Origin of the sequence: Streptomyces sp. DH12, from assembly GCF_020873895.1 — a bacterium.
Lineage (GTDB): Bacteria > Actinomycetota > Actinomycetes > Streptomycetales > Streptomycetaceae > Streptomyces.
On record NZ_JAHWGT010000003.1, the window covers coordinates 165,411 to 178,213 of the forward strand.

Consider the following 12,803-nt stretch of genomic DNA (forward strand, 5'->3'; position numbering starts at 1 on the left):
CACGGGTCATGCCCACCGAACCGCTGTCGCAGAAGGAGATCGAGGACCGGCTGCGCGAACTGCCCGGCTGGAGCCTGGCGGGCGACCGGATCTCCCGCACGTACCGCCTGGCCACGCACTTCGCGGCCACCGCGATGGTCGTCCACGTCGCCCGCGTCCAGGACGAGCTGAACCACCACTCCGACCTCACCCTCGGCTACGACACCGTCGCCCTGTCGGTGCACACCCACGACGCGGGCGGCGCCGTCACGCACCGCGACTTCGACCTCGCGACCCGGGTGGAGGCCATCGCCGCGGCCCACGGCGCCGACTGACCTGCCCGCGGGCGCGGGGCGTTGCCGGAACGGCACGGTTCCTCGCCCCGCGGCGCCGTACCGCGCACGCTGTCCCCATGACCCACCACCACTCCACCCGGATCGACTGGTCCGAGATGCTGCCGCTGCTGGAGCAGGGCGCCGAGATCCGCATCCCGATGTACCGGCAGGCCGCGTCCTGGCTCACCGAGCTGCTGTCACCGGGCTCGGTGCAGCGGGTCCTCGACGTCGGCAGCGGCCCCGGCGTGCTGTCGTGCCTCCTCGCCGAGACCTTCCCGTACGCGGAGGTCGTCGCCGTCGATCCGACGCCCGAGCTGCTGGAGCGCGCCCGGGAACGGGCCGCCGAACGGGGCGGCCGCGTCACCACGCTGGCCGCCGAACTCCCCGACGGCGTCGACGCGCTGGGCGAGGCCGACCTCGTGTGGGCGGGGGAGTCCGTCCACCACATCGGCGACCAGCTCGGCGCCCTGACCGACCTGGGCCGCAGGCTGCGCCCCGGCGGGCTGCTCGCCATCGCGGAGGGCGGCCTGCCGCCCCGGTACCTGCCCCGCGACCTCGGCTTCGGCCGCCCCGGGCTGGAGGCCCGGCTGGAGGCGGTGACGGCCGACTGGTTCACCACGATGCGGACCGAACTGCCCGGCTCCCGCCGGGAGACCGAGGACTGGCGGGCGCTCCTCGCCGCTGCCGGCCTCGCCCCGGCCGGTACGCGCACCTTCCTGCTGGACATCCCCGCCCCGGTGCCCGCCGTGGTCCGGGAGCACGTCGTCATGGCCGTGGACCGGCACCGCAGGGTCGCCGACGACCTCACGGAGGAGGACGCGGCCACCCTCGACCGCCTCCTGGACCCGGCCGACCCGGCGAGCCTCCACCACCGCCCCGACGTCCACTTCCTCACCGCCCGCACCATCCACACGGCCCGACGCGTCAACTGACCCCCGCGCCCCCCTGGCCGGCCCGCGCCGACGCACGCCCGCACCGGGCGGCGGACGGCGCGGGCGCGCCGCCGTCCGAGCCCCTCGGCGCCGGCCGGCTCCGCCCGCGCGCCGGGGAAGTTGGGCGCGGCGCCGCGCCCTCCATATGATCCGGCGATGATCACACGAAAGCGACTGGCTGCCGCGGTGTGCGGCCTGCTGGTCACGTTGACGGGCGGGCTCGGCACGACCGCCGCCCTCGCCGACGCGGGGGAACCCGCGGGCGAGGCACCCAAGGTCGAACTGGTCCTCGACGTCAGCGGGTCCATGCGCGCCCGCGACATCGACGGCCAGTCCCGCATGGCCGCCGCGAAGCAGGCGTTCAACGAGGTGCTCGACGCCGTCCCGGCGGACGTGCGGCTCGGCATCCGCACCCTCGGCGCCGACTACCCCGGCAAGGACCGCGAGCGGGGCTGCCGGGACACGCAGCAGCTGTACCCGGTCGGCCCGCTCGACCGGACCGAGGCCAAGGCCGCCGTGGCGACGCTCGTCCCGACCGGCTGGACGCCCATCGGCCCCGCCCTCCTCGGCGCGGCCGACGACCTCGAAGGCGGCGACGCCACCCGCAGGATCGTCCTCATCACCGACGGCGAGGACACCTGCGCCCCCCTCGACCCGTGCGAGGTCGCCCGGGAGATCGCCGCCAAGGGCATCCACCTCACCATCGACACGCTCGGCCTCGTCCCCGACGCCAAGACCCGCGCCCAGCTCGTCTGCATCGCCGAGGCCACCGGAGGCACGTACACCTCCGTCCGGCACACCGCCGAACTCTCCGAGCGGGTCAGCCAACTCGTCGAGCGGGCCGCCGCGCCGGTCCTCACCCCGGTCGCGACCGAGGGCGCCGACCGGTGCGCCGCGGCGCCCGTGCTCGCTCCCGGCCTGTACACCGACCGCGAGGTGATCGGCAGCCACCGCTGGTACCGCGTGGAGGTCCCGCCCGGGCACGAGCTGCGCGCGGCCGTCAGCATCGCCGCCGACCGGGCCGTGAACCGTGACTACGGCGTCCTGCTGCGGGCGTCCACCCCGGCCGGGCGGGAGATCGTGCGGGGCGAGGCGGCCGGGGACGGCCGCACCGACGTGATCTCCACGGGCCTGCGCCACCCGAAGCCGCCCGCCGACGACGCCGACGCCGACACCGGATCCGGCAAGCCGGCGGAGGAGACCGTCTGCCTGCGCGTCAGCAACTCCTTCTCCGTCCCCGCCGGCGTCAAGACCACCCCGGGCCTGCCGGTCGAGCTGAGCATCGCCCTCGTCGACGGCCCGGACGAGGCGTCCGACACCGCCTTCCTCGGACTCGCCCGCGGCTGGTGGGCGCTGGGCGTCCTCGTGCTCGCCGGCTTCGTCGCCGGGCTCCTGTGGGGCTGGCTCTCGCGCTGGCGCGTCACCGTCTGGAGGACCAACTGATGCGTACCGTACGCTCCTCGCGCCCCCGGCCGCGGTCAGCCGCCGCCGTCCTGCTCGCCGGGGCCGCGTTCCTCGGCCTCGCCGCCCCGGCCGCCGTCGCCGCGAGCCCCTCGCCCACCCCGTCGGCGCGGGACGGGGAGGCGGCCGCGCCCACCGAGGCGGGCACCTCCTTCCGGGCCGCCACCGCCGTGCGCCCCGGGCAGCGCGCCACCGCCCAGGCGTCGACCGGCGACTACCTGTACTGGCAGTTCCCCGCGGACGCCGGCGACCGGACGACCGTACGGGCCGTGGTCACGCTCCCCGAGTCGTCCGCCCGCCGCTCGGGCGGCACCTGGCGGATCGACGTGTACGACGGACTGCGCCGCCGCCAGGCGTGCCGGTACGGCAGCGACGCCCGCGCGCTCGCCGCGGACGCCCGCACCGCCGAACTCACCTGCCACCTGCGCACCGTCCGGGCGTGGGCCGAGCCGTGGTCCGACGACCCGCTGCCCGGTGCGTACTACGTCCGGCTCACCGCCGTGGGGGTGGCCGCCACCGACATCGGCCTGCCCTTCGACGCGGCGCTGGACGTCACCGTCGAGGACGCGGGCGGCGCGGCGGCGGTCGACGGCCGCCTGGCCGCCCCGCTCGTCCAGGGTTCGTCGGCCACCGTCGAGCCCGAGGACGGCTGGTCGTCCGGCTGGTGGTCGACGCGCTGGCTGTGGACGGCGGGCGGCGCAGCGCTCGCGGCGCTGGCGGGCGTGTGGGGGTACACCCTGACGCGCGGCCCGGGCCGCCCCGCGGGGACGCCCGGCCGTCCCTGACCGGCCCTGCGGCGGCCGGGCCCCGCACGCGGGGTGTCCGGCCGCCGGGCGGACCGGCCCGGTGGCCGGGCCCGGCCACCGGCCACCGGCCGGCCGGTCAGCGGTACAGCGCGTCGACCTCCGCCGCGTACACCGTCTCGATCGCCCGACGCTTCAACTTCAGCGACGGGGTGAGCAGCCCGTGCTCCTCGCTGAACGGGTGCGCCAGTATCCGGAAGGTGCGGATCGACTCGGCGTGCGACACCAGGGTGTTGGCGGCCACGACCGCCCGCCGGATCTCCTTCTCCAGGGCCGGGTCGCGGACCAGCTCGACCGCCGGCAGGACCGTCCTGCCCTGCATCGCCAGCCAGTGCTCGACCGCCTCCTGGTCCAGGGTCACCAGCGCCGCCACGTACGGCCTGTCGTTGCCGACCACGACGCACTGGGCGACCAGCGGGTGGGACCGCACGCGGTCCTCCAGCGCGAGCGGCGACACGCTCTTGCCGCTCGTCGTCACCAGGATCTCCTTCTTCCGCCCGGTGATCGTCAGGTACCCGTCCTCGTCGAGCGCGCCCAGGTCCCCCGTGGCCAGCCAGCCGTCGCGCAGGACGGCGTCGGTCGCGGCCGGGGCGTTGAGGTAGCCGGAGAAGACGTTCCGGCCCCGCACCCACACCTCCCCGTCCTCCGCGAGGCGCACCGACGTCCCCGGTACGGGCTGCCCGACGGTGCCGTACCTGATCCGCTCCGGCGGGTTCGCGGTCGCCGCCGACGCCGTCTCGGTCAGCCCGTACCCCTCGTACACGGTCACGCCCGCGCCCGCGAAGAACAACCCCATCCGCCGGTCCATCGCCGAGCCGCCGGACATCGCGTGCCGCACCCGCCCGCCCAGCGCCTCGCGGACCCTCCCGTAGACGACCTTCTCGAAGAACTGGTGCTGCACCCGCAGCGCCGCGGACGGGCCCGGCCCGAGCCCGAAGTCCCGCTGCTCCAGCGCCTCCGCGTACCGCACCGCCACCTCCACCGCCCGGTCGAAGGCCCCGCCCCTGCCCTCGGCCTCCGCCCGCCGCCGCGCCGCGTGGAAGACCTTCTCGAAGACGTACGGGACGGCCAGCACGAACGACGGGCGGAACGCCGCCAGGTCCGGCAGCAGCGCGCCCGCCGACATCAGCGGCTGGTGGCCCAGCTTCACCCGGCCGCGCACCGCCGCGATCTGCACCATGCGGCCGAAGACGTGGGCGAGGGGGAGGAAGAGCAGCGTCGACGCCTCCTCGCCGGGCCGGGGGCGGAACACCGGCTCCCAGCGCTCGACGAGGGTGTCCGCCTCGAACATGAAGTTGCCGTGCGTCAGGACGCACCCCTTCGGGCGGCCGGTCGTCCCCGACGTGTAGATCACCGTCGCGATCGACTCGGGCGTCACCGCCCGCCGGTGCCGGTGCACCACCTCGTCGTCGATCCGGGCGCCCGCCGCGACGAGCTCGGCCACGGCCCCCGTGTCCAGCTGCCACAGCCGCTTCAGCAGCGGCAGCCGGTCCACGACGGAGCCGACGGTCATGGCGTGGTCCTCGTGCTCCACGAGGCAGGCGGTGACGCCGGCGTCGTGCAGCATCCAGTGCACCTGGTCGGCGGAGGACGTGGGGTACACCGGCACCGGCTGCGCCCCCACGGTCCACAGCGCGAAGTCGAACAGCGTCCACTCGTAGCGCGTGCGCGACATGACGGCGACCCGGTCCCCGAACCGCACGCCCTGCGCGAGCAACCCCTTGGCGAGCGCCAGCACCTCGTCGCGGAACCCCGCGGAGGTGACCTCGCCCCACCGGCCGGACGCGTCCTTGCGTCCCAGGGCGACGCGGCACGGGTCGCTCGCGGCGTGGTCGAACACGGCGTCGGCCAAGCCGCCGACCAGCGGAGCGGTCGCCAGGGGTGGCACGGTCATCTCGCGCAATGGCCTGCTCCTTGTGGCGCTCAGCACAGCGGAGGGTGACGGTACCCCACGGAGAGTGGGTGCGGGAGGGGGTCGTCAAGGTCTGGACAAGGCCCGTCGGCACTGGTCAGACAGGCGAGCGCGTGGTCACGGGGGCAGGGGCCCGGCCGCTACTGACCGGCGGGTAAGGAGCGGCCGCCGGAATCTCCACCGAATCTGTACGGGCCGGCCACAGCCACCGTGGCCGAGACCTGCTCCACCCGTTTCCGCCGCCGGTCACCGCCCCCGGTGGCGGGGAGCCGCCCCACCGCCCCGCCACCAAGATCAAGGCCGTTACGGTGAGGGCATGCCCGCACCCGCACCCGCGTCCCGGTCGCTCCCGCGCACACCCCCGCACCGCACGTCCCCGCGCCGCGGCACGTCCGTCCCGCACCGCGCGCCCCTCCCGAGCGGCCCGGCCGCGCCCCGCGGGTCCTCGTCCCGCGCGGCCGCGCCCCACCCCGCGACCCCCACTGCCGCGCGCCCGCGCGCCGGGGGCGGTGGCGCCCGGTGAGCCGCTGGATACGGCCCGGCGCGGACCGGCCCTGCTCGCTCGTCGTCTGCCGGGGCTGCTGCTGCGGCGACGCGCGCAAGCACCCGGGCACCGACCACGCGGGCCAGCTGGCGCGGCTGCGGCAGGCGGCCGCCGCGTCCGGCGGCCGGCTGACCGTCCGTACCAGCGACTGCCTCGGCCCCTGCGGCCAGGCCAACGTCGTGGTCGTCCAGCCCTCCGGCGAGGCCCGCAGGAAGGGTGCCCGCGCCGCCTGGATCGGCTGGACGCTGGACGACGACTGCCTCGACGACATCCTCGCCTGGGTCGACGCGGGCGGCCCCGGCCTCGCCGAACCCCCGCCGACCCTCACCCTCCAGATGATCGACCCGCCGGTGGAGGCCCGCCGCCGCGCCCGCTGACCCGCGCACGCCCCGGACGCGGCCCGGGTTCAGACGCGCAGGGCGGCCCCGTCGGCCCCGACGAGCCGGTGCTCACCCGCGTACACGTTCATCGACCCGCCCCGCAGGAACCCCACCAGGGTGAGCCCGGTCTCGGCGGCCAGGTCCACCGCGAGCGACGACGGCGCCGACACCGCCGCGAGCACCGGCACGCCCGCCATGACCGCCTTCTGCGCCAGCTCGAACGACGCCCGACCGGACACCAGCAGCACCGCGCCGGCCAGCGGCAGCCGACCCTCCCGCAGTGCCCGGCCCACCACCTTGTCCACGGCGTTGTGCCGCCCCACGTCCTCCCGAACGTCCAGCAGCTCACCGGACGGGGAGAACAGCGCCGCCGCGTGGAGGCCCCCGGTCCGCTCGAACACCCGCTGCTCCGCCCGCAGCCGGTCCGGCAGCCCGGCGAGCGTGTCCGTCCCGACCGTCAGGGGCGGGGCGTCCGCCAGGGAGAACCGGGCGGTCGTGCGCACGGCGTCGAGGCTCGCCTTGCCGCACAGGCCGCACGACGAGGTGGTGTAGACGTTCCGCTCCAACGAGATGTCGGGCACGGGCACGCCCGGCGCCAGCCGCACGTCCACGACGTTGTAGGTGTTGACGCCGTCCTCGCGCGCCCCGGCGCAGTACACGATGGACCGTACGTCGTCCGCCGAGGCCAGCACCCCCTCGCTCACCAGGAAGCCGGCCGCCAGCGCGAAGTCGTCGCCCGGGGTGCGCATGGTCACGGCGAGCGGTTTGCCGTTCAGCCGGATCTCCAGCGGCTCCTCGGCCACGAGCGTGTCCGGCCGGGTGGCGACCGCCCCGTCCCGCACCCGGATGACGCGCCGCCGCTCCGTGACCCGTCCCATGTGCCCGTCCCCTCCGTCGCCCCGCGGTACCGTCCCGGTGGGCATTCTCGCGCACGGCCGCCCCACCCGCCCCGCCCGACCCCGGCGTCGCCGTCACGCAGGGTCGAGCACCGGTCACCGCGGCGATGTGGCGGACTCTCCAAGTGGCGGGCGGGAATCCTGTCGGGTCACGCGACGGGTTACCGGTGAGTCGCTGACCAGACTGGGGAACTCCTGACCGTTCGACAACCGACAGCCAAGGGGGTTCCCGGGCATGACGGGCACTCGTATCGCCGCGCTCGGGCACCACCAGCCCGCCAAGGTGCTCACCAACGACGACCTGGCCGCACTGGTCGACACCAGCGACGAGTGGATCCGCAGCCGCGTCGGCATCCGCACCCGGCACGTCGCCGGGCCCGACGAGCCGGTCGACGAGATGGCCGCCCGCGCCGCCGCCAAGGCCCTCGCCTCGGCGGGCCTCGCCCCCGCCGACATCGACTACGTCCTGGTCGCCACGTCCACCGCGATCGACCGCTCCCCGAACATGGCCGCCCGGGTCGCCGCCCGCCTCGGCATGGCCTCCCCGGCGACCCTCGACCTGAACGTCGTCTGCGCCGGCTTCACCCACGCCCTGGCCACCGCCGACCACGCCGTCCGGGCCGGCGCCGCCCGCCGCGCCCTGGTCATCGGCGCGGACAAGATGACCGAGATCGCCGACTGGACCGACCGGACGACGTGCGTCCTCCTCGGTGACGGCGCCGGCGCGGCGATCGTCGAAGCGGCCCCCGACGGCGCCCCGGGCATCGGGCCCGTCCTGTGGGGCTCCGTCCCCGAGATGGGCCACGCCGTCCGCATCGAGGGCACCCCGCCCCGCTTCGCCCAGGAGGGCCAGGCCGTCTACCGCTGGGCCACCACCCAGCTGCCGCCCCTCGCCCGCCGGGTCTGCGAGAGGGCCGGCCTCGCCCCCGAGGACCTGGCGGCGGTCGTCCTCCACCAGGCGAACCTGCGCATCATCGAACCCCTCGCCAGCCGCATCGGCGCCGTCAACGCCGTCGTCGCCCGCGATGTCGTCGACTCGGGCAACACCTCCGCCGCGTCCATCCCGATGGCCCTGTCCAAGCTCGTCGAACGCGGTGACGTGCCCTCGGGCGCCCCGACCCTCCTCTTCGGCTTCGGCGGCAACCTCTCCTACGCGGGCCAGATCGTCCACACCCCCTGAACACCCGGCGCCCCCGCAGGCTGCCCGCACCCTCCGTGACCCCCCGGGAGCGGACCGCACCCGACCGCCGGCGCCCTCGCCCGCACCTCCCTGACCACGGGATATGCGGGTGAAGGGCACCCGGAACCCCTGGTAGAGTTATCCATGTCGCCGCGGGGAACACCCCGCGAGCGGCGAGACACCTGGTCCGGGTGGCGGAATGGCAGACGCGCTAGCTTGAGGTGCTAGTGCCCTTTATCGGGCGTGGGGGTTCAAGTCCCCCCTCGGACACCGGTCGAAAGACCCCACAGTGATGTGGGGTCTTTCGCGTTCCCGGGACCCGCCGCGACGGCGGCGGTCGGCGGACGCACGCCACGCCCTCACCCCGTCCGTAGACTCCGGGGGCAGGCGGGCGTCGGCGCCCGCCGCGGGGGACGGACGGGGGCGCGGACGTGGACGCGGACGGCGGCGTGGTCGGCGGCGGGCTCAGGGCAGTGTGGAGGGCGCCCGTCGCGGAGCGCTGGGCCGGTCGCCGGCCGCTGTGGTGGACCGTCGGCCCGGCGGGCGACCTCGCCGTCCTGCTCGTGCGCCGCCGCCACCTCCGCCGCGGACGGCACGTCAAGGGCTGGGTCGGGTGGAGCCCCCGCACCCCGTTCGACGGGCTCCTGCTGATCCGCCGCGCCGACGGGTCGAGCGAGCGCCGGTCACTCGCCGGCGTCCCCCTCGCCCCCGCCCACATCGCCCTCCTGCCCGACGGGCGCCTCCTGACCGCCGCCGGTCGGGCGCGGCGGGACGACACCACGGGGGAGTGGCGGCCCAACGCCCTCCTGTGGGCCGCCGACGGCGTGCCGCGCGGCGCCGGCTGCCTCGGCGACGACATCGAGGTCCTCGTCACCGACCGCGGCGGGCGCGTCTGGACGGCCCACGGCGACGAGGGGATGCGCGGCGGGCATCCGGAGTCGACGGCCGGGCTCGCCGGGTGGAGCGCCGAGGGCCGCCCGGTGTGGGGGCCGCGAGGGCGGCTCCCCGACGTGCCGCTGCGAGGCCGCGCGGCCGCCACCGAGGGCGAGCACGTGTGGTTCGTCCGGTCCTCCGGCGGCGGCGACGGGGAGACGTACCTGACGCGCGTCACCCCCGCCACGGGGGAGACGACCAGCCGGCGCAGCCCCGTGCCCGCCCCGGACGGGTTCGCCGTGCGGGGCGCCCGCGCGGTGTTCACCCGGCGCGAGCACGGCCGGCACGCCGTCGAGGTGGTACGCGCCCGGCTGGTCGACGGAGCGTGGACCGTGACGGGGTGCAGCCGCGCACGGGTACCCGGACGGGTGGTCCCGCACTGCGGCCAGGGCCGCGACGGGGCCCTGTGGCTCCGTGCCGGGGACGCCTGGCTGAGCGTCGACGCCTGAGAGGCGGGAGGGGCGGCGGCAGGGTGAGGGCGCGGTGGCGGCCGGGGCGGCGCCGGAGGGGCGGAGGCGGGCGCCGAGCCTGGGCGAGCGGGGCCGGGGCCGGGGCGGAAGCGTGACGCGTTGGCTGCCGGGCGTGCCCGGGTGCCAGGATCGCGGCGTGAAGGAGACGGGGGACGTACGGATCGACTCGGTGCCGCTCGGTGTGACCGAGGCGACCGGCAGGGTGCGCGCGGTCGCCGGGGGCCTGCTGTCCCTGCGGACGGCCGGCCGGCTGGAAGTGCACGAACGTGCCGCGTTCCTCGCCGGCGTCCGCGCCCCGGTCGACACCCTCGACCTGCCGCCCGGCGCGCACGCCGCCCCCGCGCCGGGCGGCGGGTTCGTCGTCGCGGAGGCCGCCCGCGTGCGGGCCCTGGCTCCCGGCGGGGCGACCCGCTGGGAGCTGCCGCACGACACCTGGCACGGCGGGCACCGCCCGCCGCGGGCACCCGGCGCGCCCGCCCCCGACCCGTGCGGGCGCCTCGTCGCGGTGACCGTCCCGACCCTGCTGCCCGAGGAGGAGGTCGCCCGGCGTGCCGTCGCCCTCCAGGACGGTCCGCCCCGGCGCGGCTACGGGGGCGACCGCCTGCTCCTCCTCGACGCCGGGACCGGCACCGTCCGCGCGGAGCGGCCCGTCGCGGCGGTGGCGGGGGCGCTCGCCCTGGAGTGGCACGCGGGCGGCGCCCTCCTCGCCGCCTCCTTCCGGACCGCCTGGTACGGCTGGGCGGGGTACTGGACGGAACCGTCCGACGACGGGTTGCGGATCCTCGGCGCCGCCGCCGACCGCCATGAGGTGGCCGGCTTCGTCCCCGGCTCAGCCCGGTTCGTGACCCTGCGGCGCGCCGAGGGGATGGCCCTCGACGACGACCGGTACGAGCTGGACCTCCACGACGCCCGAGCCGCCACCACCCCGTGCCCGGTCGCGTCGCTCGACCTCAACGACCTCTCGTGGGACGTCGAGAACGACGACTTCACCGGCGCGCACGTCCTGGACGGGGCGCACTTGCTCGTCACCGCCGACTGGGTGCCCCGCGAAGGCCCTCTGGAGCACACCCACTGGCTGCTGTCGGCGGACGCGCTGCGCCCGCTGGGGCGGCTGCGTTACCCCTGCCCGGTCGGCGACACCGTCGTCCCCCTCGGCGACGGCACCTGGCTCACCCGCGACGGGGCACGGCTGCGTCACTGGCGTCTCGACCAGGCGTTCGCGGCCCCGGCCCCACCCCCACGACCGGGGCCCGTCAGCGGGGAGCGCGCGGACTGACCCGCCCGGAGGAGGCCGGGCCGTACGCCCGGCGGGGGTCAGGCGGCCGGGGGGCGGGTGGCCGTGACGAGGTAGTAGTCGAGGAGTCCGTCCCGGTACGCGCCGAGGAAGTTGCGCGGCCAGGTCGCGGGCAGGTCCACCCCGGCGAGGAAGCGGTCGAAGCCGGGCCACACCCGCTCGCCGAGCGACTCGGCCCGTACGCCCGCGAGTCCCGCGTCGGTCAGCGCCCCGGTCAGCTCGGGCAGCGGGTGTGCCACGTCCAGCCCGGACTGGAAGCTGTCCAGGCGCCGGGCCAGTTCGGGCGCGGCGTCCCCGCGGCGCTCCGGGACGAAGAAGCTCGCGACGGCGACCCGGCCCCCCGGGCGCAGCACGCGCGCGGCCTCCCCGGCGAAGGCGCGCAGGTCGCGGAAGTGCTGGGCGGCCTCCACCGAATAGAGGTGGTCGAAGCTCCCGTCGGGGAGCGGCAGCCGCTCGGCGGCGCCGCGAACGAAGCGCAGCCGGTCGGGGGAGGACGCCAGCAGCTCGGCGTTGGCGCGGCGGGCCCGGTCCAGCTGGTCGGGGTGGATGTCGACGCCCGTCACCGCGGCGAAGGCGCACTCCTCCAGCGCGAGGGCGCAGCCGAGGCCGAGCCCGCAGCCGACCTCCACGGCCAGGCCCCGCGGCCGGCCGCCGCTCAGCGCCCCGAGCACCCTGCGGTACAGGTTCCGCTCGCTGCGGACGCGGTCGTCCGCCGTGAGGGGCCGGTCGAGCGGGATGCCGTCCCAGTAGCCGAAGTTGATGAAGCCACCACCGAAGGCGGGTACGGAACTCAGGTCGTCGGGCCCGTAGACCGCCCGCACGCCGGACGGCACGCCGTCCACCACCGCCACCTCGTCGTCACCAGTCATGCGCGTACGGTAACCCGGCGGGTGGCGTACCGGACCCCCGCCGGGACGGATCCGGCCGACGGCGGGCAGCAGGGCGGTCAGCTGCCCCAGTTGGCGATCGACGCGGCGCGGTCGCCCCAGCCGAACCGGTTCAGGTCCGGGACGTTGCAGCCCTTGCGGGCGAAGAACTCGTTGCCCTGCCAGTCGAAGGCGTCGAACAGGGAGACGTCGAAGCGGCACCAGCTGAGCGAGGAGATGACGTCGTTCCAGTTCTGGGTGGAGAGGAAGCCGCGGTGCACCCGGCTCAGGTTCGGGTAGCCGAGGCCGGGCCCGAGGCACTTCACGTCGCCTCCCTCGCCCGCGTCCTCGAAGAAGCACACCCGGTCGGGGAGCGAGTCGGGGTTCGAGGTGCACACCCGCTCGAAGGAGCCCCGCGCGCGGTCCGCCGCTTCCCGCGGCGGTCCGTCCCCGACGGCGCGGCGGGCCTCGGCGAGCATCGACCCGCGGTCGGTGAAGCCGGCGAGCACCAGTTCGTCCCCGCTGCCGAGCGGGGTCAGGTGCAGGGGTCCGGCGAGGTCGGCGTGCAGGCGCTCCTCGTCCTCGACGGCCTCCCCGTCGACGACGAGCGGCACGGACGCCGAGAACCCCCGGACCAGCCCGAGCGGGGCCCGCTCGGCGAACAGCTCACGCGCCGAGGACTCCGTGAGGGGCCGCGGCTCCGGGTCGTCCGGGGCGACGGCCCCGGGCGTACGCTCCGCCCCGTGTTCCGGGCTCCGGCCCGGTCCGTCGGTCCGGTGGGCCATGGCGCCACCTCCGTCCGTCCCCTCCAGGCTATG

At 76.5% G+C, this 12,803-nt stretch carries 12 protein-coding genes and 1 tRNA gene; 9 read left to right on the forward strand and 4 right to left on the reverse strand.

From position 1 onward, the window contains the following. The first annotated feature begins 8 nt into the window (after nucleotides 1–8). The 4 genes from LPA54_RS03940 to LPA54_RS03955 all read left to right on the forward strand — a co-directional run bounded on the left by LPA54_RS03940 (nucleotide 9) and on the right by LPA54_RS03955 (nucleotide 3,492). Complete coding sequence (locus LPA54_RS03940; protein ID WP_228973729.1) at nucleotides 9–314, forward strand: 4a-hydroxytetrahydrobiopterin dehydratase; 306 nt, start codon at nucleotides 9–11, stop codon at nucleotides 312–314. Nucleotides 315–391: 77 nt separating this feature from the next. Next, nucleotides 392–1,246, forward strand: a complete 855-nt coding sequence (locus tag LPA54_RS03945; RefSeq protein WP_228973730.1) for a trans-aconitate 2-methyltransferase — start codon at nucleotides 392–394, stop codon at nucleotides 1,244–1,246. A 156-nt stretch (nucleotides 1,247–1,402) separates the two neighbouring features. Beyond that, the gene (locus tag LPA54_RS03950) at nucleotides 1,403–2,689 is read left to right on the forward strand and encodes a VWA domain-containing protein (RefSeq protein ID WP_228973732.1); all 1,287 of its coding nucleotides are present in this window, start codon (nucleotides 1,403–1,405) and stop codon (nucleotides 2,687–2,689) included. After that, nucleotides 2,689–3,492: a hypothetical protein gene (locus tag LPA54_RS03955; protein ID WP_228973733.1), complete on the forward strand. Its 804-nt coding sequence runs from the start codon at nucleotides 2,689–2,691 to the stop codon at nucleotides 3,490–3,492. Before LPA54_RS03950 ends, LPA54_RS03955 begins: the two co-directional genes overlap by 1 nt. A gap of 97 nt (nucleotides 3,493–3,589) precedes the next feature. On the opposite strand, the gene LPA54_RS03960 is transcribed toward LPA54_RS03955, so the two are convergent. Then, complete coding sequence (locus tag LPA54_RS03960) at nucleotides 3,590–5,389, reverse strand: long-chain fatty acid--CoA ligase (RefSeq protein ID WP_228973940.1); 1,800 nt, start codon at nucleotides 5,387–5,389, stop codon at nucleotides 3,590–3,592. 552 nt (nucleotides 5,390–5,941) lie between these two features. Here LPA54_RS03960 and LPA54_RS03965 point away from each other — a divergent pair. Beyond that, entirely contained in the window at nucleotides 5,942–6,343 is a 402-nt protein-coding gene (locus LPA54_RS03965; protein ID WP_228973735.1) for a (2Fe-2S) ferredoxin domain-containing protein, read from the forward strand. Between the two features lie 29 nt (nucleotides 6,344–6,372). Here the strand turns inward: LPA54_RS03965 and fdhD are convergent, their stop codons facing one another. Next, a complete protein-coding gene (gene fdhD, locus LPA54_RS03970; RefSeq protein WP_228973737.1) occupies nucleotides 6,373–7,224 on the reverse strand; it encodes a formate dehydrogenase accessory sulfurtransferase FdhD in 852 nt (283 codons plus the stop codon). Nucleotides 7,225–7,477: 253 nt separating this feature from the next. Between fdhD and LPA54_RS03975 the strand changes: the two genes are divergently transcribed. The 4 genes from LPA54_RS03975 (at nucleotide 7,478) to LPA54_RS03990 (ending at nucleotide 11,101) form a co-directional block, all read left to right on the forward strand. Then, nucleotides 7,478–8,422, forward strand: coding sequence for a beta-ketoacyl-ACP synthase III (locus tag LPA54_RS03975; protein WP_228973739.1), 945 nt, complete (start codon nucleotides 7,478–7,480; stop codon nucleotides 8,420–8,422). A 185-nt stretch (nucleotides 8,423–8,607) separates the two neighbouring features. Then, nucleotides 8,608–8,692: transfer RNA gene (locus tag LPA54_RS03980), tRNA-Leu, on the forward strand. Nucleotides 8,693–8,853: 161 nt separating this feature from the next. Further along, nucleotides 8,854–9,804 carry a hypothetical protein gene (locus LPA54_RS03985; protein WP_228973741.1) on the forward strand — a complete coding sequence of 317 codons (951 nt, stop codon included), beginning with the start codon at nucleotides 8,854–8,856 and terminating at the stop codon, nucleotides 9,802–9,804. 157 nt (nucleotides 9,805–9,961) lie between these two features. After that, on the forward strand, nucleotides 9,962–11,101 hold the full coding sequence (locus LPA54_RS03990) for a hypothetical protein (protein WP_228973743.1): 1,140 nt from the start codon (nucleotides 9,962–9,964) through the stop codon (nucleotides 11,099–11,101). Nucleotides 11,102–11,139: 38 nt separating this feature from the next. Here LPA54_RS03990 and LPA54_RS03995 read toward each other — a convergent pair whose 3' ends face one another. Both LPA54_RS03995 and LPA54_RS04000 read right to left on the reverse strand, forming a co-directional pair. Beyond that, nucleotides 11,140–11,988, reverse strand: coding sequence for a class I SAM-dependent methyltransferase (locus LPA54_RS03995; protein WP_228973745.1), 849 nt, complete (start codon nucleotides 11,986–11,988; stop codon nucleotides 11,140–11,142). Between the two features lie 77 nt (nucleotides 11,989–12,065). Beyond that, on the reverse strand, nucleotides 12,066–12,770 hold the full coding sequence (locus LPA54_RS04000) for a hypothetical protein (protein WP_228973746.1): 705 nt from the start codon (nucleotides 12,768–12,770) through the stop codon (nucleotides 12,066–12,068). Between the last annotated feature and the right edge of the window lie 33 nt (nucleotides 12,771–12,803).